22 protein-coding genes are annotated in these 20,482 nt (G+C 47.2%); 4 read left to right on the top strand and 18 right to left on the bottom strand.

Annotated features, from left to right (window positions below):
• Positions 1-135: 135 nt before the first annotated feature.
• Positions 136-1,386 (top strand): nucleotidyltransferase, encoded by a 1,251-nt coding sequence (locus CF651_RS19175; protein ID WP_094016484.1) that lies wholly within the window; start codon positions 136-138, stop codon positions 1,384-1,386.
• A 101-nt stretch (positions 1,387-1,487) separates the two neighbouring features.
• Here CF651_RS19175 and CF651_RS19170 read toward each other — a convergent pair whose 3' ends face one another.
• Entirely contained in the window at positions 1,488-2,579 is a 1,092-nt protein-coding gene (locus CF651_RS19170) for a SepM family pheromone-processing serine protease (protein ID WP_094016483.1), read from the bottom strand.
• A gap of 142 nt (positions 2,580-2,721) precedes the next feature.
• Between CF651_RS19170 and CF651_RS19165 the strand changes: the two genes are divergently transcribed.
• On the top strand, positions 2,722-4,026 hold the full coding sequence (locus tag CF651_RS19165) for a nucleoside recognition domain-containing protein (protein WP_094016482.1): 1,305 nt from the start codon (positions 2,722-2,724) through the stop codon (positions 4,024-4,026).
• Between the two features lie 43 nt (positions 4,027-4,069).
• On the opposite strand, the gene coaD is transcribed toward CF651_RS19165, so the two are convergent.
• From coaD to CF651_RS19150, 3 genes are all read right to left on the bottom strand, one after another.
• Entirely contained in the window at positions 4,070-4,573 is a 504-nt protein-coding gene (gene coaD / locus CF651_RS19160) for a pantetheine-phosphate adenylyltransferase (RefSeq protein WP_094016481.1), read from the bottom strand.
• Complete coding sequence (gene rsmD, locus CF651_RS19155) at positions 4,570-5,169, bottom strand: 16S rRNA (guanine(966)-N(2))-methyltransferase RsmD (RefSeq protein WP_094016480.1); 600 nt, start codon at positions 5,167-5,169, stop codon at positions 4,570-4,572. Before rsmD ends, coaD begins: the two co-directional genes overlap by 4 nt.
• Positions 5,170-5,590: 421 nt before the next feature.
• Positions 5,591-5,866, bottom strand: coding sequence for a LexA family transcriptional regulator (locus CF651_RS19150; protein WP_179232888.1), 276 nt, complete (start codon positions 5,864-5,866; stop codon positions 5,591-5,593).
• Between the two features lie 128 nt (positions 5,867-5,994).
• On the opposite strand from CF651_RS19150, the gene CF651_RS19145 reads away from it, so the two are divergent.
• Complete coding sequence (locus tag CF651_RS19145; RefSeq protein ID WP_094016479.1) at positions 5,995-6,357, top strand: YhjD family protein; 363 nt, start codon at positions 5,995-5,997, stop codon at positions 6,355-6,357.
• Between the two features lie 98 nt (positions 6,358-6,455).
• Positions 6,456-6,890, top strand: coding sequence for a NucA/NucB deoxyribonuclease domain-containing protein (locus CF651_RS19140; protein ID WP_094016478.1), 435 nt, complete (start codon positions 6,456-6,458; stop codon positions 6,888-6,890).
• Between the two features lie 294 nt (positions 6,891-7,184).
• On the opposite strand, the gene CF651_RS19135 is transcribed toward CF651_RS19140, so the two are convergent.
• From CF651_RS19135 to CF651_RS19070, 14 genes are all read right to left on the bottom strand, one after another.
• Positions 7,185-8,825 (bottom strand): fibronectin type III domain-containing protein, encoded by a 1,641-nt coding sequence (locus CF651_RS19135; RefSeq protein WP_094016477.1) that lies wholly within the window; start codon positions 8,823-8,825, stop codon positions 7,185-7,187.
• Positions 8,826-8,945: 120 nt separating this feature from the next.
• Positions 8,946-9,746: a DUF1906 domain-containing protein gene (locus tag CF651_RS19130; protein WP_179232887.1), complete on the bottom strand. Its 801-nt coding sequence runs from the start codon at positions 9,744-9,746 to the stop codon at positions 8,946-8,948.
• On the bottom strand, positions 9,730-9,978 hold the full coding sequence (locus CF651_RS19125) for a hypothetical protein (protein ID WP_094016475.1): 249 nt from the start codon (positions 9,976-9,978) through the stop codon (positions 9,730-9,732). The genes CF651_RS19130 and CF651_RS19125 overlap by 17 nt, the downstream gene beginning before the upstream one ends.
• Before the next feature lie 2 nt (positions 9,979-9,980).
• Positions 9,981-10,217, bottom strand: coding sequence for a hemolysin XhlA family protein (locus CF651_RS19120; protein WP_094016474.1), 237 nt, complete (start codon positions 10,215-10,217; stop codon positions 9,981-9,983).
• Positions 10,218-10,284: 67 nt separating this feature from the next.
• Complete coding sequence (locus CF651_RS19115; RefSeq protein WP_094016473.1) at positions 10,285-10,551, bottom strand: hypothetical protein; 267 nt, start codon at positions 10,549-10,551, stop codon at positions 10,285-10,287.
• Entirely contained in the window at positions 10,551-11,081 is a 531-nt protein-coding gene (locus CF651_RS19110; RefSeq protein ID WP_094016472.1) for a hypothetical protein, read from the bottom strand. Before CF651_RS19110 ends, CF651_RS19115 begins: the two co-directional genes overlap by 1 nt.
• Before the next feature lie 13 nt (positions 11,082-11,094).
• Complete coding sequence (locus CF651_RS19105; protein ID WP_094016471.1) at positions 11,095-13,632, bottom strand: hypothetical protein; 2,538 nt, start codon at positions 13,630-13,632, stop codon at positions 11,095-11,097.
• Positions 13,633-14,184, bottom strand: a complete 552-nt coding sequence (locus CF651_RS19100) for a putative phage tail protein (RefSeq protein WP_094016470.1) — start codon at positions 14,182-14,184, stop codon at positions 13,633-13,635.
• Between the two features lie 13 nt (positions 14,185-14,197).
• Positions 14,198-15,316, bottom strand: a complete 1,119-nt coding sequence (locus CF651_RS19095) for a baseplate J/gp47 family protein (protein WP_094016469.1) — start codon at positions 15,314-15,316, stop codon at positions 14,198-14,200.
• Positions 15,317-15,321: 5 nt separating this feature from the next.
• Positions 15,322-15,717, bottom strand: coding sequence for a hypothetical protein (locus CF651_RS19090; RefSeq protein WP_094016468.1), 396 nt, complete (start codon positions 15,715-15,717; stop codon positions 15,322-15,324).
• Positions 15,714-16,049, bottom strand: a complete 336-nt coding sequence (locus CF651_RS19085) for a hypothetical protein (protein WP_094016467.1) — start codon at positions 16,047-16,049, stop codon at positions 15,714-15,716. Before CF651_RS19085 ends, CF651_RS19090 begins: the two co-directional genes overlap by 4 nt.
• Positions 16,046-17,170, bottom strand: coding sequence for a phage late control D family protein (locus tag CF651_RS19080; RefSeq protein ID WP_094016466.1), 1,125 nt, complete (start codon positions 17,168-17,170; stop codon positions 16,046-16,048). The genes CF651_RS19085 and CF651_RS19080 overlap by 4 nt, the downstream gene beginning before the upstream one ends.
• A complete protein-coding gene (locus tag CF651_RS19075) occupies positions 17,163-17,759 on the bottom strand; it encodes a LysM peptidoglycan-binding domain-containing protein (RefSeq protein WP_094016465.1) in 597 nt (198 codons plus the stop codon). The genes CF651_RS19080 and CF651_RS19075 overlap by 8 nt, the downstream gene beginning before the upstream one ends.
• 3 nt (positions 17,760-17,762) lie before the next feature.
• Positions 17,763-20,258, bottom strand: coding sequence for a phage tail tape measure protein (locus tag CF651_RS19070; RefSeq protein WP_094016464.1), 2,496 nt, complete (start codon positions 20,256-20,258; stop codon positions 17,763-17,765).
• Between the last annotated feature and the right edge of the window lie 224 nt (positions 20,259-20,482).

Raw genomic sequence — 20,482 nt, 5'->3', positions numbered from 1 at the left:
GTGAGGCCTGCTAGAAAACAGGGAATGCATTGCTTTTAGAGCGTCCCCCTTCGTGATCTGCATCACCTCTTGGAACTTCATTACTTCTTTCACTGCTGGCCCCGAGGCCGTTTCCAAAGAAAGGCAGGCATCCTTATGAAAACCGTCGGTTTAATTGTCGAATACAATCCTCTGCATAACGGTCACCTATATCATTTCCAACAATCGAAAAAGCTATCGGGCGCCGATGCCAGCATCGCCGTCATGAGCGGCCATTTCCTGCAGCGCGGCGAGCCTGCCGTTGTGGACAAATGGTCCAGGGCCGAAATGGCCCTCCGGGCCGGCGTCGACCTCGTGCTGGAGCTGCCGGTGGCCTTCTCGGCCCAGCCCGCGGAATGGTTCGCCTATGGCGCGGTATCCGCTCTGGAGGCGACCGGCGTCGTCGACAGCCTCTGCTTCGGCAGCGAGAGCGGCCAAATCGGCTGGCTGCATGCCGTCGCGGACGCCATGAGCTGCGAGTCCGCCGCGTTCGGCGAGCTGCTTCAGCGGGAGCTGAAGGCAGGCCTGCCGTACCCGGCCGCGTACGGCAGAGCCGTGGCGGCGTACGTGCCGGGCACCGACGCCGCGGCGCTCTCTCAGCCCAACAATACGCTTGGGCTGCATTATTTGCTCGCGCTGCGGCGTCTCGGCAGCGCCATTCAGCCGCTGACCGTCACGCGGGAGAAAGCGGGCTACAGCCAGGTCGAGATCACCGACCGGCAGATTGCCAGCGCTACCGCGCTGCGGCGGCTGCTCTTCGAGCGAGGCACGCTCGAAGAGCTTGTTCCGTACGTGCCGCAGGGCACGTACGAGGTGCTGCGCCGCGAGTGGGACGCGGGGCGGGCTCCCCTCGGCTGGGAGGCCTACGCCAAGCCGCTGCTGCTCCAGCTGCTGCACCACAGTGCGGAGCAGCTTGCCGAGTATCACGAGGTGAATGAGGGGCTGGAGCACCGGATCAAGCAGGCCCTTCCCTCGCTCTCCCTTTCCGGTACAGGATCGGATTCGGGTCGTACCGTAGACATGCTGCTCGGGCTGCTCAAAACGAAGCGTTACACGCGCACAAAGCTGCAGCGGATGCTTCTGCGCATCCTGCTCAACCACAAGAAGCCGCAGCTTGCGGTGTCCGTGCTTGAGCAGGGCGTCCCCTATTTGCGTGTGCTCGGGTTCAATTCAACCGGCCGTGAGCTGCTGCGGCGTATGAAAAAAACAGCGAAGGTTCCGGTTGTCACCAAGGTCACGAGCCTGCCGGAAGCCTCGCCGCTTTTGCAATTGGACCTGCAGGCCACCTCCGTATACGCACTAGGGTATGCCGCAGCCACGGAAAAGGATCTTTTCCGCGATTACTACGAGCCTCCTGTGCAAGGCTAAGCCCGCTGGCGCTCAGGACGGGGAGAAAAGCCCTCCCCCGTTCTCCTTCATCTTCAGTACCATGTAGGGCATAGGCATATACTTATGCACAATCCCGGGTTTTATTTCGATTCTTTGGGCGGCAGCGTCTGCAAATATTGCAGTGCATCCTCCATCGTTCCTACGGGAACGATTTTCATTTTCGTATGAATCTCGTTTGCCCGCTGTAAGGCATCGGTGTAGTTATTCACTTTTTGTCCATTAGGTGCCGTATAATCCTTCGGTGCAAAAAAGATATCAGCCCCCGCTTTATCTGCAGCAATAATTTTATGCTGGATGCCGCCGATGACCCCTACATTGCCTTTCATATCAATCGTACCGGTACCCGCTATACGGTAGCCCTTGGTAATATCCTCCGGCGTCAGCTTATTGATAATTTCGAGCGAGAACATTAAGCCTGCCGACGGACCGCCAATATCTCCCGCCCGAATCGTTACCTGATTCTCCTCTTGATCCGCTTTGACGCTTTGCATATTTGCCGGTGAGATGCCCAGTCCCGTTCTCCGCTCCTCCGGCTTAGATGCATCATCCGCAGGGAGCAGCCCTAGCTGAATGGGAGCCGTTCGGGTTTCACTCTTGCGCCGGTACGTTACAGAAACGGAGTCCCCAGCTTTTTTGCCTTTAAGCAGCTTCTGCAAATCTGTGCTGTCCTTGACTTCCACATCCTCCACTTTGACAATAAAATCCCCGGGCTGCAGCACTTCAGCTGCCGGAAAGTCTTTGAACACCTGCACGACAACAACGCCATCGTGGCTAATATGGTAAGGAATTTGCAGCTTGTGGTAAGCGGCTTGAATCGCATCGGATTGTGAGGACAGCATATTTACTTCCTGGCGTTGTGAATACTCCTGCTCAGACTCATCCTTGTTGAGCAGCTCGGACTTTTTATGCAATTCATCGTAAGGCCGGATAAAGGACAGAAGATAACTAAACACGCTCGCATCGCTTACGCGTACCGTTGTAAGCATTAACGAGCCCTTTTCCTCAAACGTATCCTGCTTTACCTGAACCATCGGTCTTGTCACCTCGGCCGTACCTGCTGAAAAAATAAAAAGCGGCAGCGGCAAAAAATAAATTAAATATACAACAGCTATCGCTATAAAAACGGAAACGACGATGCGTGATGCACGTTTCATCTGTGCGGCGTCTTCCATGTGTCGTATTTCTCCCCCTTCACCTGGCTTGCCTCCTATCTCTATCCCAGGACATTCTCGTCCTCAGGGGCAAACAGCTTGGTCTAAACCCTGCGGACAAAGCGTAAACATGTACCATCCTGTGTTCGGAGTTGGTTCCCCTATGGCTCGCATAGCCTTCATGTCTTCTCAGCGTTTGACCACCCTTGTATTGGGGGGCTTGGCGCTGCTGTTGGTTGTAAGCATCATCCTGTTCCCAGACCAGGCTTTTCAATCGTCGCTGCAGGGATTAACGCTATGGTGGAAGCTTGTATTCCCAGCACTGCTCCCTTTCTTAATCATCACGGAGATCGTGCGTGGCATGGGCATTTTACACGGGTTAGGCGCGTTGTTTGATCCGCTTCTGCGGACCCTTTTCCGGCTTCCCGGCATCAGCGGCTGGGCGATTGCACTCGGTTTCACGGCAGGTGCGCCTTCCGGGGCTGTCGCGGTAAGCAAACTGCGCCGGGATCGCTTAATCAGCCGCGAAGAGGCAGAGCGGCTCCTCTCAATGAGCCATGTGCTCAGCCCTGTTTTTCTTGTAACGATCGTAGGTGTCGGATTCCTGCACCATGCCCAAACCGGCCTTGCGCTCGCTATTATTCACTACGGAACGGCTCTGCTGCTCGGCCTGTGGCAACGGATGACGCAGCCCCGAGTTCCGGCTCAGCCCGACGTCGTCGTAAACCGGAGATCCGCCGAAAGTGTCTTCAACGGACAAAATCTGCTCACAAGAGGCATGACAGCCTTGAAAAATGCACAGGCAGAAGATGGCCGAACCTTCGGCAAGCTTTTGGGCGATTCCGTCGTCCATGCCGTCCAGCAGCTTATGGTTATCGGCGGGCTCATGATGATGTTCTCCGTATTGATTCATGTCGTCAGCCTGAGCCAGGTCATCCCCTTTGCAGCGCACGTTCTATCGGCGTTCGGCCTGTCGGATTCCGCTGATGCCCGAGCCTTGCTGTCCGCCCTGCTTCCCGGCTTGTTCGAAATGCATCTTGGCGCCTTCACACTCGGACAACATACTGCCCTATCCGGAACCTGGCAGTATGCATTACTCAGTGCACTTTTCGCTTGGGGCGGCTTGTCCACTCATGCACAGGTCAAAAGTTTTACCTATGCAACGGACATCCGCTATTCTTCCTTTCTTCGCGCCCGGCTGATACATGCCGCGCTTTCTTTTGCTGCTACCGCGGCTTTCTGGCAACCGCTAAACAGGATCGTATCCGAAACGGCTCCGACCCTGCAATGGACTGCTATGCTCGCTGACAGCTCCCGCTCACCCGGTGAGTGGAATTTACAAATCTTGAACCTTTGGCTGATGGTCAGCCCCGCGATGCTCTGGCTCGGCAGTATTTTACTGCTTATGCTGGTCCTGTCCGTCTTTACGGCCTTTGCTTTTCGCCATCCGGACCGCACCAGACACTAAGGATTGCCTTGTTTTATTGCTCATATGCTATGTATAGCCACGCTTAATTTTTCGTATATTTTGCTCGCAATGCACGTTCTATCTCTTCGGGCACCAAGTCTCCGACCGGGCCATGAAAACGGGCGATCTCCTTCACAATACTGGAGCTCAAATAAGAATACTGAGGCGTCGAAGTCATAAAAAAGGTCTCAATATTGTCATCCAATTTCCGATTCATCGACGCCAGCTGCAGTTCATATTCGAAATCCGTCACGGCGCGCAGACCGCGGACAATGAGATGCGCGTTTTTTTGCTTCATATAATTAACAAGCAGGTCCCGAAAGCTGTCGATCTCTACGTTAGGCAGATCGCTTGTGACTCGACGCAGCAGCTCCACCCGCTCCTCCACGCTGAATAGCGGGTTTTTGCTCGAATTGTTCAAGACAGCTACGACCAATTTATCAAACACTTTCGAGGCCCGGTGAATAATATCCAAATGCCCGTTCGTCACCGGATCAAAGCTGCCCGGGTACACAGCAATTTTCACTCCAAAATGATCGGTATTCACGTTCCTTCCACTCCTTCCGAACTCACAAGATCTGCTTGCAGCGCTGCCGTATTTCTATAAATGGTTACTGCCGTATCTCCATATTCGGCTCGACGAACCCACTCCAAACGGCCGATCGGATCGCTGTACTTATCCTCGGCATCGTGTTCTACGACAATCGTCGCATTTGGGTTCAGCATATCGTTCTGGTCCAGCTGCTCCATCAGGTCTTTAACTACCTTTAACCGGTAGGGAGGATCCAGAAACACCAGATCAAACCGGGCGTCCCTCTTCTTTAAAGCCTTCAATGCTCGTACCGCATCATTGCGGTAAATTTCCGTTTGATCCGTCAAGCCGGTCACTTGTAAATTATGCTTGATGGTGTCAATGCTTTTCTTCTCGATGTCGGTCAATACCGCTCGTTCCATCCCTCTGCTTAACGCTTCGATGCTTAATCCACCGGTACCGGCGAACAAATCCAGTACGTGACCCCCATCGAAATAAGGACCGATCATGCTAAAAATAGCCTCTTTCACCTTATCGGTGGTAGGCCTTGTATTCATGCCGGGTACCGCCTTCAGCGGCCTTCCCTTGGCACTTCCAGAAATGACTCTCATGCGTTTCCACCTTCTACCCGATAGTAATGCTATCGTACCACAAACGGAAACTTTTGCACAAAAATTTGTAGAATGATGTATATAAATTCCCAAAAGTGTCCATGCTTATATCATCGACATCCGAAAATGTCGTAGACAACCGCGGAGAAGACTTACGTTCCCCATAAGCTCTTCGTCCGGTTTCTCCTCTCCCATGAGGGGCTCCGCAAGGGGCCCCGAAATTATTTTATGAAACAGTTTTCGGCAAACCCTTGATACATAAGGTTTTCTCTATATATAACAGCGTGTAAAAAAGCACTAGTACAGATACCTTTTTCTTGAGTTGGGGACGGATTGGGGACCAAATTCAAAAAATCCCTTCTATAAATATTAGAAACTTTCCCTAATGGGCCTAAATGGTCCTTTTTTTATTTCAGCTTTTTTAATTCAAAAATGGTGAATTTTTTGAGTTAAACGTAGAAGATTTGAATTGATAGCCAGGTCCTCTCTCCCACGCCTCAATCAGAACGATATTTTCAGGTGAACTTTCAGACCACTCAATATAACCTTCATTATTCAGGGTCTTCAGCACTTCTAATACACCTCTTCGACTACGACCAGTCTTAATCTCCAGTTCACGTATACTTGGCATCTCTCGCCACCTCATTGAATAATTAGAAATTACCCTTAGCATTTTTCGTTCAATATCTGAGAGCATTCACTTTACTCCTTTCCCGATGGTGTATTATAATAAAAAAACAGAACATACGTTCTTATTTTAACGAATAGATATAATTTAGCAACAAAATTCATGAACTATCCATAAATCATAAGTGAGGTGCAATTATGAACTCAGAAAAAGAGCTTACTTTAATTCGGGATTACATTACGCTACCTATAGCTATAACCATTGTTAATAAAAACCGGATTGAATTAAAAGAATCCCAGTACACCTTACGCTCTCTTTATGCAGCCACTGCAACAGTCATAATAAACAAAATGCGCAATGATCTTGAAACTATTCGCCGTCAATTGAATGAGCTGCATATTTCAGTCATTAACACGAAAGAAAAAAAGGATGAGGACTCTGTTTACTTCCCCTATCTGTACCGAGGCCAACGGTGTGAGTTTACATTAGAAAGAGAAGTAGCAAAACAGGATATACGAACCAAGCTAAATAATTATATTAATGAAGTAATTAAAATATAAGGATAGTTACCTGCTTTCATCTTTAAACCTTGGCTTTACACTATTTGCTAAAAGCATTTAAAATGTAGTTACATTTATTGAAAGGCAGGCAGCTTTTTTTGAAAAGACAGAAGAAAATTTACACTTTCGTACTTGTACTACTTGTTCTCATAGGATCAGTTTTATACGAGAAGTTCTACCCGTCTGAGAAAGTGGTAACCAACACCCCGGCTACAGTACAGTTAATCTTCCCTTCAGATCGTTTCCCAGAGACGGGAAGGCATATTAAAGATGCCATTGTTTCTGGAGAATCCTCGATTTGTACGATAGACCGGGCGGGAGCCGAAGAGAATCGAAAAAAATCACTACAGGATGTTCCTACTAAAAAGGGTTACGATCGTGACGAATGGCCGATGGCAATGTGTGATGAGGGTGGTACGGGAGCGGATATAAAATACATAAATCCTTCTGATAATCGCGGGGCTGGGAGTTGGGTGAGTAATCAATTGGAGAAGTATCCCGATGGAACAAAAGTTGAGTTCATTGTGAAATAATTAGTATATCTTTTTCCATATGTTGCTTGTATTAGTTTTCGTATATGCCCTTTATTATGATGATGAAAGGGCGTGATTGAATGATATACCAAGTCTTCCATTCGAAAACATATGAATTTAAAACATTGAAAGCTTCCGAAATATTAGATATGGATTATGACGCTGATGGCCGGATTATCGTAACAACGATGGATCAGCAAAATTACTTTTTACTTGCGAACAAAGATTTAGTAACCGAATGAATTTTAAAAAACAAAAACCTCCACCAGATTGTCAGTGGAGGTTTTCTTTAAATTAGCCATTCAATGGATAGTTTGTATTCAACAGCATTTGATTCACAATGTACACAAGATCTTCGTCTTTAACATACTCATCGCCAGCTTGGTTTGCATCGTACTTGGATGGATCCGCGTTCGAAGCAAGCTCTCCATAGTAGTAACCGTCAATAGCCAAGTCAAGTAGTGTATACTCGCCAGTTCTGTTTACGTCTTTGGGACCTTCCACAGTAACAGTATCCTCTGTGCAGTTTGCTTCCAACAGATCAAATTCCTTTTCAGTATCTGCGATTCTACATTTAGTAGCGTCCACTTTACCTGTTCCAGCAGCTTTTGCACGAAGCTTCAATTTCAAGAACACTTTCTCATCACTGATTCCATTGTCCTTACCTTGGCTTGCAACAATGAAGCGAATGGATCCATTTTGAGCAGCAGGTTGGTTGTAAATTTTGTACCCAGGGATTTCTTCAAACCCTACAAACTCAAACAAAGTATTGTCGTACTTAATAGTAAAATCTTCAGCGTAGATGTTCTTTACATTTTTCAAATCAATGCTTGCAATAAATTCTTGTCCAACTTTTACTTTATCTTCTGCGATAATAACGTTCAATGAAGGATCTAGTGCTACTGGAGTCAGAGACACTTCATTGGAATTTGCACTTTCTCCGCTTTCGTTTACTGCGGAAACGACATAGTAATACGTTGTGCCGGGGGTTACATTTGCATCCACAAAATAAGTTGCTCCAGTTACGTTATTACTAATAATTGTATAAGGACCGCCACTTTGAGTCGCTTTCTTGACATTGTAACTCGTTGCCCCAGAAGATGGTGTCCACGAAAGGATTGCTTGATTGTTGCTAGATGTTGCATTTAAGTCCAAAGGTGTTGATGGTACTGGTGCCAAGGGCTTAGCTGAAACCTCATTTGAATTACCACTTACCCCATTAGTAGTTATTGCAGCAACTACGAAATAATAGGTTGTACCATTTGTAAGTCCCTTAACAGAATAAGTATTACTGCTAACTGTTACTGATTTATTATAAACTCCCGTTGATGTTCCATAATTAATTACGTATCCATTTGCTGCAGGGACAGAATTCCAATTAAGTGTAACTGTTGCGTCGCCACTCAATGCTTGTAATTGATCTGGAACTTCACTACTTAATAGTTGTCCCGAAGCATCAATGTCAACTGCATCCAACGTAAAATAAATTGTTGACGGTGAGTTTCTTGTCAATGTAACTGTGTGAGTTCCATCGGATAGATCTTGCTTTTCGAACACTAAAGCTTGGAAAATAAGACTAGATGACTTCTCAGAGTATGTGTAATTTATTCCATCGATAGTGATTTTAGCTAGAGGATCTCTAGATGAAGCCATTTGAGTGATAATTCTAATTTTCTTTCCAGTAAATTTGAAATCCACTCTTGCGTTTAAATCATTTGAGTAAGAAACAGTGCCGTTATAATTTCCACCACTTTGAGTCGCTCGTGGATTAGTAAAGTTTGAGAATAAAAATTGCGATGCAGTATCGTCAAACCTCTGCCATCCAGTTTCAGGAACAGTCAATGATTGTCCAACTGTAGCAGCAAAGGCAGATGAAACAGGTACCATCATTACTAGAACGAAAACAAACAAAAATATAGATAAATACTTTTTCAACCAAATCTCTCCTTTTTGTCTAATAATATGTTTTTTTGCACAAAAAATAGATTACAAAAAATTACATGGATTGTCCAAACATTATATCCCTAATTTTCCACTTATTAATTAAGAAGGACACTATACCATTTGTTGTCCGGAAGCCTTCCGCAACTCATCTGCCAAGGTGTGCTGCCAATCACGCAGTTGCATCCATGCAGCAGCATCATCCTCGCGTCCAGCATCCAAAGCCAAAAGTCTCTCTTTTTCGCAATTATCCCACGCGACCGATAAGTAAGATTCAATAATATTATTTGCAATGGCTGCCGACAGCTCCGGCACTGAATTCTTAATCGCCATACCTACTCTCCATCCTCCCGCGTCACCATTGGACTCGTCCCGGTCAATCCCGATCCCGTTCTCAGTGACGTCATTTTCATATTGATAAATATTCGAATCTTCTACCTTCGCGCCGCGGCTCCAGGCGTACGTCTGCCATACTTTGCTGACAATGCCCCGATCCCTCATTACCTTGCAGATTTCATACTCCCCATACACGCCCAGCTCATAGCCGGTTATCTGTTCATCAAACGCCTGGAGGTATGCCTCAATAGCGTCATAGTGGGATGAGTTAACGTCCGTGTCCACCGCAGCGTAGATCACCGTACCTTCCGGCTGCCCAACCTCCCGCGCATACTGGAGAGCGAGCCTGCCGTCCTCCGCTCCCTGAGCAGCCCCGGCCAGCGCGTTATCCGCGCCTCGCTCAAATACGGATACTAGCCACAAGCCTGCATCCGTAACCCTCTGAGCCTCAGCTGCCGTCAGCCGTTTCCACGAACCTGCTGGGGCGAGATATCGGCAGACAAACGTAAACCCGGAAGCAATAAACTCCCGGGCCTTTTCCGCAGTCAACGGCGTTGCACAATCAAATCCCTTTGCCATTGGATTTACCTCCATCCGAATTTTTAACATAACTATATGCACCGCTGGCCGTCAATCCAATAACTGATATAGAGGTGATGGTCTTCTGCATGCTGTCCGGCACCAAAACAAAAACAGCCGCGATTGCAATGGCAATCAACGGACTGTATTTTGGATTAATTCCAAGCGTTTTCCCCACACCAACATAAGCAGCCACGATCGCGGCGAGCTGCAAGATCATATCATCCGTCATACTTACATCCCTTTCACTTTTAAGAGTAGATTTACAACTCCAACAATCATCGCTCCCACGACAGTTCTCCATATCCACTTCTGGTTTTCTTCGATGGTATCGAGTCGCTTGTGCGCTGCTTTCGTGGACTGTAGGGCATCATTGGCAGTATCCCGCGCGCTGTTCATCATGTCGAGTTTTGTTTCTACCCTCGTTAATCGCTGTAAAATTTCTTGAGTTTCGTCTGCTTGTGGCGACATTGGCTCGCACCCTCTCCGCCCATTAACGGGCATAAAAATAGCCCCGTGATATACAGGGCCTTGGTTCTTATTCATTTAACGTTGACGGTCTGAATTGTGGATCGGATTCTGTTTTAAGATCTAAAGTGTCCTGATGTTCTTCCGCTGTAAGCCAGCCGTTAGCAAAAGCGCGGTCGATATCATCTACATAGTAGTTCTTCGCTGCGTACGCTTTAACGTGCGGTGCATACTCTGCCGGGATCCCGGTGAAGTTATCCCGCCCCGTGTACCGCTGCTGCCCGGTCATGTTGATGTTCAATGCATAATTTGAAACCCTGAAAGATAAGATTGCCATTAGTCTAACACTCCTTTTTCAGCTAGGTAGTCCACCAGCGCCATGAAGTCGGCGCTGTTGGCTGCATTAATGTCTTTTTGTACTGCGATTTCCTGGCGCAGCTGCGCAACTAACGCCAGGGATTCTTCCAGCTTTTGTTCTGTCGACTTCGGCGGGACGGTATTTTTTATCGCGTCCAGTTCTTCCTGTGTAAGTCCCTCTATCCAGCAGGCAGACATTTCTCCCGTCCAGCTTGGCGGTTCGGAGGCTCTATCTTCTTCCGGTGTACCTTGCCAAGTTGCCAGCGATATTCTGTAGGCCTCAAGCGTTGTCTGATACGTCTCCCAGGCTGCGAAGTCGAAACGCGGCTTGTACAGTCCTGGGGTGACCGGGACGGCAACCGTGTGGCCTGTTAACACAGGCTCGACTACTTCCTCCGACTCTGACTTTCCCGGCTGCTGGTAGATAGGAAAAACGCCTGTCACATCATCTGCGACAAGCGTTACATCGGTCATATATCCGTCCAGGTTGACTATGATTGCTTCTTTCAAGGCCAAACCTCCTTTATTCTGCGCGGAACGAGAATGCCAGGTGCATATAACCATTAGCACCTTTATAAATAATCATTTTACCAAGTGTGATATAGCCTTTGCCCTCTACGATAGTATTTGCAGCTACAATGCCAGCGGTACTAGCTAAAGCTTCAAAGTGGATATCGTCTAGGGGGGCATAACCTTGGGGGAATTGCATAATTTGCGTTCCCTCTACAAAAACCCCGCCTGTAATACCCATATCAACATAAACCCGGCCATCAGTACCCTTGTAGTAGCCGCCACGGAATAAACTCCACCCATTCAGCAAAGTAGGCTTTATAATTTGCGGCTGCACCTTCCCTGTCTTCTGCGTTTCCAAGACGCTGACACGGGTTAAGACGTCCGCTTGATTGCGGGCCAGCTTGTCTACAGCTGTCTTTAAATTCGTGCTATATTCCCCGTTGATCGCTTGCAGGCTACCTGTAAGTAAGTGGGAATCTAAAGGTGTGTACGTAACGGCGTACCCTGATAATTTGTCATAACCTCTATTTGTGTACCAGTACTTGCCGTAAGCATTGGGCGCATTTAAAGCGCTAGACATCCATGTATAATCAGCGTCTAAACCTCGATAGATTCTAAACAATTTATCCAACCTATATGCAAATTCAGTGTGTTGCGTACCGTTATTACCATTGGTATTGATGTAGTAAGACAAGCCGCCATCATCTGTCGCGGCCCTTATACGTTCACGTACAACCATCCCAGCGCCCACTTCAAGTTGGTTACCACCATCATGCAGCGTAATGCCGCCTTCGGCTGGTATGACCTCTGTCGTTGCTACGGCAAGTTGGTATACGAGTTTGTAGGGCTTGTAGTTAGTAGAAGATTTGACTGTAGGCAACGTTATCACATATCCACTGCCATCAGTATTGCCGATCGGATACCATTGCTTAAATTGATTGTCAGTCCTATCATAAGGCGCGGTACTGTTTACACCTTGTGTTGTCATCTTCCACCCGTAAAAATACGCTTGAATTTCGGCAGCGGAAGGTGTATACGAATCGCCCCATCCGGAGTCAGTATTAGGAATTACAATATAAGTTGTTCCCGATGCAACCAGAAATGTATCAGCAGTATTTGCAGAATTATTATAAGTGAGTATTTTCCCATCGTATTTTACAACTTGTTGGAATGGAGGTACCGCAGCAAGATTATTAACAAGTTCAACTCGTTTATATCCTGTATAACTTACTGGGGAATACGTCCAAGCCAAACTACCATCCAAATCAATCGATTTAAACCGGGAATTCTTAAAATATTGCCCGTCGCGGTACGTGATTTCGTCGTAAACACTGCCGTCAGTATTCGCGTGCAACTGTGCCGGCAAGATAAGGTAATCGTCTTCACGCTGCTTGAATGGCAGGGCGATAGCACCAAGGCTAAGCATTGGGTTTGTGTACGTATGTGTTCCGGCTGCTCCTTCGGAATATCGTATATACGTACCGCCAAATTCTCTAATGATAAAGGTTACCGAAGGTATAGTAGCCGTTATACTAGCAACGACACCCTGAGAATCGACTACTTGCATGTGTGCGTTAGCTGAAATGGTAGCAGACAGTGTGTACTGTTGCCCCAGAATCAAAGGTAGTTTTGGTGTGTCAAAGAAACTGGCGTTACCATCCGGGGATACCATTTGTAAAATATATGGCGCTTGCACATTAATAGCGGCGTTACCGCCCGTGAGGGAACATTCGTACATTGTAGGCAGCAAGTTTTCCCCGTACTTGATAACATAAGGATTCGTGATCGGCTTCACGTCATCAACATACGGATACTTGGCGGCGACTTGTTCTGGTGTCATGCTCGCAAGCGCATCATACTCGGCTTGCGTAATTTCATATAGACGTACGGAATCGAAAACTCCCGTTTGACCGACAGCTCCAGCGACCTGTAGTTCTACAGTACCTCCTGTAATATCCGTGGTTCCAACATTAATCCTAGACCATTGCGTAGTGAAAGTGGATAGTTGTGGCGTAAACACAGACGAATTAACAATCTGGGCAGCGCCTGTCGCTCCGATAACGGGGCGAACGGATGTAGCAGTAAAATTGCGCGCTGCTGATATAAGGACATAATACTTCCCCGCTTTAAAAGGTATGTTTGTTTTATATGCAGATACGTAACTGCCTGAAGTGATCGCAAGCGATACGCGACCCTGTCCTGTATCAGGGGCTGTGTTCCCGATTTGGTAGGTAATAGTGCCTTGAAAAGCAGTCCAGTTGTTATTAGCTACCTCGAAACCACCATCACGCCCCAGCAGGTTAACCAGTGTGCGGCCCTTGATGCTCGTCACGTTATACGGCGCGACGCGGGAAGAATTGATTACTTGCAGCCCGCTTTTAAGGCTTACAGGCATGGCTGCAGGGGATACGGCAATTTGTGCTCCAAGCTGGTTGTCTATATTATCCCAATTATCATCAAGGTTTGTTTGCAAATTCATGTATGTCGTGGTCGGTGACGTTCTGTCAATCTTATTTAATCCAAGGTTTGTAGTCTTGGGATTTGCCATTTACACTCCACCTCCTGCAAATCTATCAAGTGTTGTAGCCTCGATTTGTGATATTGTCATGCTTTCAGTTTCAGCAATTGTAAGGTATCGGAATTGAAAAATAACTTCTACGTGTGCTCTAACAACTTCCCGAATAAATGCCTGGATTTGGGGATACCCTTCCGGCACTCCATTTACATTCAAAATTTTGATAAACATTTTGTAATTGGCATAATCATGTTGAATACTCACAACGATGCCGTACGACTGGAGTGCTGTCGCCAAATCCTCCGCGGTCATTGGCCGGCTCTGTTCCCTCATTCTCGCTATGATCCCGGACCTACGGACATCGATCTGAACCGAAGGGTCAGAGGTTATCCCAAGCTCTTTTTCCCGCAGCGGAATGGTATCTACGGCTGTCAGCACTCTTGACTCATTCCTCACCAGAATAACGAAAGAATTTGCCCAATCCAGTGTTGTGCCCAGTCCATTGAAAAGACGAATGTTGCCTGTTCCTTTTTTGTTTAGCCAACGATGGGGGAAGAATCCTTGAAGAAATGAAGAAAGCCCCATGAATTCCCCTCCCCTATGAAATGTTGATTGTTCCAGGCACAGCCATTTCTACATTGCCAAGCACTCGATTGCTGGTTGGTGTGTTCATCACAAAATCTACGAGAACCGGCTTGTTCGTAATGTCTGTGGCATCATGTGCTGTTTTGGCGGTTGCTATGATATCCATAAATCTTACGATTCTATCCGTATTAGCTTGATTGATAATGTATTGTGAGATTGCAGCTTGGACAATTGGCGAACCAATCGCGGTGGTTATTCCATCGGCCCATACACAACCAGATAACGTAATATTAATGGGTACCGTTGTTGGAGCAATTACTTGTACCCCACCGTCCGCAATATCGGCTGGCGTCAATGAATCGATGTAGTCTTGACAATCATCAATCAGGGATTGGTCCGGCACCCCATTCACGCCTGTAATAACGATATCTACAGTTCCATTGCCCCGATTTCTCGGGAGGACTAAGGCAGTCAGTACGCCCTCCACACTCTCAGCCCATATCTTATAATCCGCTTTTGTTCCTCCCCTGGGCGGATTTCTTTTTCTCTCTAATATCCGTTTGCGATAAGCTTCCTCATCTTCAATGTCAGTACCGGCCGTGGTAAGAGTGGAACCGGCAACAGAATCAAATCCAGCCTGAGCCACAAGGTCGATCGAGCCACTGGGCACATTCCCTACAATCCCTGATTGTGTGCATTCTACTAAAACATTAACCTGACTCTGGCCTACTGGTATAAAGGCATTCTGCCCTGTTACAACTCGGAATTGTACCGGCGGGCTGTTTCCGGCGGGCGTTGTTGTGACTAAGAATAGATCAGGAACAGGTGTGTCCGCAGCGACAGGACTTGATTTTTTCAAGGTGACTTGATGCACGGCCTTGGTTGCCTGCTTCTTGTCCACACCAGTCTCATAACCAATCTCCTCAAGTTTTGTACCCTTAGCCCTCGTAGCAGTTAACTGGTCATATACCAACTTGAGAGTAACAATGAACATATAAATGGCTTCCCGGAGCCCGATGATTAGGCTCTTTATCACCCACTGATTAGGCAAATCGGAAATGGTTTTACCGGATCCCAAAAGGTTCGTCACCAATACCTGTGTAATCTCATCCTTCGATGGAAATTGGATCACTCACTCTACACCTCCAATCTAATGTTGAAGTCCTGCACCTTGGTATCTCCTCGGAGGACGTACCGAGCAAATAACCTAAATGCTTTTTGACCTTTAACAGGAGTAATGCTGCACTCCAGAACCTTCTCAATCCACCCTTGCCCATTAGCGTTACCTACCTTAAGCAAGACTGATCGTGCCTCTGATTCGGCAGCCTGCTTCTGCTCTATCGAATAAGTTTTGCCTAGGTGGGTGAACAGTTTTCCGCCGTATTCCTTAAAAAAGATGCTCTCACCAAGATCGGCCAGCATTCTGAGCTCAGCTTGCTGCTTCACGTTATCCTCACCGCTAATAGTGGCTAAATTATCCCCCTCCCAAACAATATCTCCATCGATAATCAAGAAGTCTGACCCATAGTTCATTGCTCGCTCACCAGCCCCTCATCAAGCAAACCTAAAACGACATACTGCTCCGTTCCTTGTGCTCCCCTGACTACGGCAGCCAACACCTCCTGATCAACCTTATACGGCCATTGCGGTTCGTGGGTATAAGTTGTACCCCCAATCAGATGAAAAGGTATAGGATAGAACGTATCCTTTAAAACTTTGCACCATCCTGATTCCGTTCCCCATGGCTCGATCATGATCTTTAACATTCGATTACCGGGGTCCACGGCGGCTATCGTCGCAAAAACGATGGGCGACTGCGGCAACATATCCTCAATGGTCCTTCTTTGATCCGAAAAAGAGCTCAACCGTATGTCCCTCCCTCTTCCAAAGGCAGATTTGTAAAGCTCACTTCAACACGCAGCCCTTGTTCTTTAGAACCAGTTATTGAAATCTTAGGCACGAAGTATTTACCGCTTAGCCCCTTACCGATACCCTGCAGCTCAATTCGGCGTTCGTTTGATAGATCCTGAAACCAGTCGGTTGAGAAGGATCCATACAGCTGGTTCTTGGAAATCTCAGCTAAGATTCCTCGGGCAAGCTGCTGACATTGGTCCCGGGTTCGATTCGGATAATAGTACCGCATCACATATTTATGGCCGTTACTGCCTCCAGATAAGGTTGCATTCTCGATAATCCGGCGCCCGCCTTTCTTTTTCCCAGGAGCCCATGAGATCACTTGTACAGTCAAATTTCGTGCTGCATTGGGGGCTCTCTCTATCCGAAAGGGTTCATCAATGTTATGGCCCCAAGAAAAAATGATAGGATCATCCGAAAAACCATCAAGTTCCTCATTAGGGCCGAAAAACCATTCTTTCCCCTTAACCCGTGTCGTGAATTCCTCGTTCTGTGCTAAATACAAAACGAAGTCCCAGTGTGAGACTTCGCGGGTGATATTAGCATGGTCCTCATTCGTATATTCTCCAACCAGTTTTGTTGTTTCTACGGGGACAATGGGAGTCAGGCCATGGGATAAAGCGATCTCCTTGAAGGCGGCTGTACTGGTCATGTTCTGCCATTTTGCCGATTCTTTATAGTCAAATGGACGTGCCGCATAGGAACGCCCTGTCAGGGTAACAATCTCTCCATCCTGTTTTGAGAAATCCCATGCCGAATGGTCCATGGCGCCTTCAATAAGATTGACCAGCTCCCCCTCTCCTTCAAAACCAGCCTGAATTAATACTTCTGCCGATCCAGTGACAAGATCCGATGAAGAAGTTGAGCCGCTATATAAGAGGCTATCCCGCGGTGAATCTGTTACTTCCCAGGGGAGTGTAATATCGAAAGTATCAATAGCACCAAGCCCATTCAAATCTACCCTAAACTGTTTCCAATCCGTTACAGCTGTTCCGTTAATGGAGATGTTGACAATTGGTTTGCCTGTTGGACGCAAGGGGCCAGATCGAGGGGCTAAAGAATCATTAAACATTTATCTTCAACTCCATCCCCGGGCTCAATACATTTGGCCCATCTGTTAAGACATCTGCATTATCCTGATAAATCTGCTCCCAATGATTGGGGTCTTTGGATTCCGTTTGAGTCATTGCGATTCGCCATAAGCTGTCCCCTTCCTGAACAACATATGTTTTCCCCTGAGACTCTGCCGGGTTCTCAGATTCGTATGAATCAGCTGCTTTATCAATGGCATCTATCAGCAATGAGGAATTCGCTCGTTGATCTACAATATGGATCAGGGTAATAGCGAATGGTATTCTTAAATCGCTTTTGTAATCAGGCAGGAACTCTTTAATGACAACAGGAAACGAAAATTTATCTGTAGTGAATTCAACGGCAGCTCCAGCAGTTCGCATCAGTCCTACAACCATCATGCGATCGTAGGCGTCGTTCCCAATAAACATTCCGCTCCAACTAATGGGACGATACCCGGGGCCCATATTCTGAATAGAAACATTTCCTCCTGGAAACTGGCGGACAGCCAACATTTGCTCACCACCACGGAGAATACTGTTCGGCTTCTCGAAATCTCGGAATTCAAAATCACCTAAGGCAATACGCATACATCAGTACCCCCTTTGGACGCCCCGGGATCCGATCGTCAGGTTTGCTCTTTGGGAGAGAGCGTTCATCTTCCGTACCGCCAAATCAGCAACACGCTCAGCAAAGTCTTGCGATTGCTCCCCGGCCTGTTGATGCACCTCTCCGATCAAGGGGCCTTGGACAACAACTGAACTGCCTCCGCTTGCGACAGGTCGATTTACACTGATGCCTCCATCGTCAACTCCTCCTGGCTTGGCTACATCAAATAACGATTCTGATGCATTCTTAACTAAGCCGGCCTGACCTAAAATACCGAGTGCCAACCCTTGTGTGACATAGTTTCCTTGTTTCATCATTTCACGCGATGGAGAGTTGATATCCCCTTTTTTCATGAATGGACTTTTAATATATTCGTCCCATAACTCGCCCATCGTATCTTTTAAATTTCCCCAATAACCCTTAATACCACCGATAATACCCTCAACGATATTTTTTCCCCACTCGCCTGCAGCTGCTTTCCAAGTAGATGCGATTTCCTTTATACCGTCCCATCCATCTCCAAAGATTTTTTTCACATCGTTCCATAACGTTGAAAATAGATCCTTCATCGCCTGCCAAGCACCAGACCAATCACCTTGGAGTATTTTAAGGGCGATTTTGAAGGTGCCGGATACATAGTCCCACCATAACTTTATAAAGTCCTTCATCAGCGTCCAAGCAACCTCTAACTCCACCTTAATCATTGTCCAGGTGTATTTCATGGTGGACCAAATAATGGTACTCACTGTCTTAATAACCGTCCACATTGTATTAAAGTGGAATGAAACCAAGGTGACTATAATCGGCCCATATATAGCAAAGATGTTCTTAATGTCAGGCCAAATCTGAAGGAAGTAACTTTTAACAGAGTTGAAAGCGGAGTGAATCGAATTCCAAATTTCACTGACAGTTCCCATGACCGTAGGTTTAATTGCGTTCCATACTGACAAAGTCACACTTTTAACCTGATCCCACACATTCTTAGCATAAGCACTGATCGGACCCCAGTTTTTATAAATCAGGTAAGCTGCTCCGGCCACCGCTGCGATCCCGACAACAATACCTCCACTCAGTAATGCTACGGTTCCCAGGCCGATACCGACGCCTGCCATCGCAGTCGAAATAGCTCCAAATGCCGCCACACCGACCATAATTGCTCCCCCAATAGCAAGGAACGCACTGACACCTAATGCAATGGCCGCAACTGTCTGAATGATTTGAGGATGGGCCTTCGCCCATGGGATTAGGCTATCTCCAAGAATTTTGCTGAAGGCCGCAAGACCAACCTTTATCGGCTCCAAGAACGGGTCACCAAAAACTCGTTTTACAATGCTCCATGTCTCGGCTAAAGACTCCATCATATTTTTGGTGCCCTTCATTTGGATCTCAACCTGTTGGTACATATCAAGCTGATTACCCACATTACCCTTAATATCCGCGTATACCTGGCTGCCATTTGCAAGAGCAAGGGCCGTGTTTTTACCCTGCTCAAGGAAGACCTTACTCATCATGTTTTGAAATTGGTCCGGTCGGAATTTCTTAGATGTTTCTTGTAGAGTGCTGAATAAGAAGTCCGAGCCTTTAATCTTGCCGCCATCATCGAAGAATATGCTGCTTCCATCTTGCTTTAACCAACCCAATTCATGCATAGCCTCAATTTGTTTTTTGGTGTGAGGAATCAGGCGGTCGAGGAAGTCCTTGGTAAATGTCCCCGCTGAGCCGCCGTCCTTGGTATAGGTGCCAGTTGAAGCGACGAGCAACGCTGTATCCTCTGGCGTCATGCCAAGAGTTCCTGCGACACCGGATGCAGTCAGCATGCCGGGAATAAGGCTCTTCATATCCATTGTGGAAGCAGCTGCTGTCTTCGCATAGAAATCTACGGCCTTAAGGGTCCTGTCTCCGTTCATGTTGAAAGCAGCCTTCTGTTTAGCAATAAAGTCACCGGCTGCTTGCGGGTCTACATCACCCAATTGAGCTGAATACATAGCGGCGGTAAGGCCGGAATAGTTATAATTTCCTTTGGCATCCTTATCCCCAAGGATAAAGTTTTTATCGATACCGCCCCTTAACATCCCGAGGGCAGTTTCGGCAGCTGCCTTATCACTGAACTTTGTAGCAACCCCCAGTTTCTCGAAACCAGTTGTCAGGTCATCCAGCGTCTGCTTCACTTCAGCAGCCTTGGATGAATCAAGTAAGTCCTTCCCAAATGCGGCCATTTTCACATTGGTCATGACACTTTCAAATTCCATCGCTGCTTCGGCCGAAGATTTAATTGCACTTGTGATTCCGCCAAATGCAAGCGCCCCCGCAGCTCCAACACCAGCTCCGACAAACGCCATGTTCTTAAAGCCTTCCATTTTCTTTTTGGCATCGTCGGTAGCTCTTTCCATAAGCTTGAATTGACCAATAATCCCCTTGACACCAGATGAAATATGGTCCGCTAAACTAATGCTGATTGCCAAGTCCAGAATGGAACTCATCCTATCCGCCCCCTTCTTTCTGGAAAATAAAAAAGACCATCAAATGTGATGGCCTCCTGCAACTGCTTCCTGAGCAGAGGAACAGCATTTCCCAAGCTCAGGAAGCCCTCCGATCATTCGGAGGAATTAATATGTTCGTTCCATTCGTTAACTACAAGGATTGCCGCCAAAGTCTCTACTTCATCAAAACCTAAAGATTCGGTGAATGATATACCAGCCCCGGA

The organism is Paenibacillus rigui, from assembly GCF_002234615.1.
GTDB classification, from domain to species: Bacteria; Bacillota; Bacilli; order Paenibacillales; family NBRC-103111; genus Paenibacillus_S; species Paenibacillus_S rigui.
This window is presented reverse-complemented; position numbering and strand designations above follow the sequence as displayed.

Excerpts from the sequence above, each read along its gene's own strand:
- CF651_RS19175 (WP_094016484.1), top strand. The coding sequence starts at position 136 with ATGAAAACCGTCGGTTTAATTGTCGAATACAATCCTCTGCATAACGGT.
- CF651_RS19170 (WP_094016483.1), bottom strand. The coding sequence starts at position 2,579 with ATGGAAGACGCCGCACAGATGAAACGTGCATCACGCATCGTCGTTTCC.
- CF651_RS19165 (WP_094016482.1), top strand. The coding sequence starts at position 2,722 with ATGGCTCGCATAGCCTTCATGTCTTCTCAGCGTTTGACCACCCTTGTA.
- rsmD (WP_094016480.1), bottom strand. The coding sequence starts at position 5,169 with ATGAGAGTCATTTCTGGAAGTGCCAAGGGAAGGCCGCTGAAGGCGGTA.
- CF651_RS19150 (WP_179232888.1), bottom strand. The coding sequence starts at position 5,866 with ATGCTCTCAGATATTGAACGAAAAATGCTAAGGGTAATTTCTAATTAT.
- CF651_RS19145 (WP_094016479.1), top strand. The coding sequence starts at position 5,995 with ATGAACTCAGAAAAAGAGCTTACTTTAATTCGGGATTACATTACGCTA.
- CF651_RS19130 (WP_179232887.1), bottom strand. The coding sequence starts at position 9,746 with ATGGCAAAGGGATTTGATTGTGCAACGCCGTTGACTGCGGAAAAGGCC.
- CF651_RS19125 (WP_094016475.1), bottom strand. The coding sequence starts at position 9,978 with ATGACGGATGATATGATCTTGCAGCTCGCCGCGATCGTGGCTGCTTAT.
- CF651_RS19120 (WP_094016474.1), bottom strand. The coding sequence starts at position 10,217 with ATGTCGCCACAAGCAGACGAAACTCAAGAAATTTTACAGCGATTAACG.
- CF651_RS19115 (WP_094016473.1), bottom strand. The coding sequence starts at position 10,551 with ATGGCAATCTTATCTTTCAGGGTTTCAAATTATGCATTGAACATCAAC.
- CF651_RS19105 (WP_094016471.1), bottom strand. The coding sequence starts at position 13,632 with ATGGCAAATCCCAAGACTACAAACCTTGGATTAAATAAGATTGACAGA.
- CF651_RS19100 (WP_094016470.1), bottom strand. The coding sequence starts at position 14,184 with ATGGGGCTTTCTTCATTTCTTCAAGGATTCTTCCCCCATCGTTGGCTA.
- CF651_RS19090 (WP_094016468.1), bottom strand. The coding sequence starts at position 15,717 with ATGAACTATGGGTCAGACTTCTTGATTATCGATGGAGATATTGTTTGG.
- CF651_RS19080 (WP_094016466.1), bottom strand. The coding sequence starts at position 17,170 with ATGTTTAATGATTCTTTAGCCCCTCGATCTGGCCCCTTGCGTCCAACA.
- CF651_RS19075 (WP_094016465.1), bottom strand. The coding sequence starts at position 17,759 with ATGCGTATTGCCTTAGGTGATTTTGAATTCCGAGATTTCGAGAAGCCG.
- CF651_RS19070 (WP_094016464.1), bottom strand. The coding sequence starts at position 20,258 with ATGAGTTCCATTCTGGACTTGGCAATCAGCATTAGTTTAGCGGACCAT.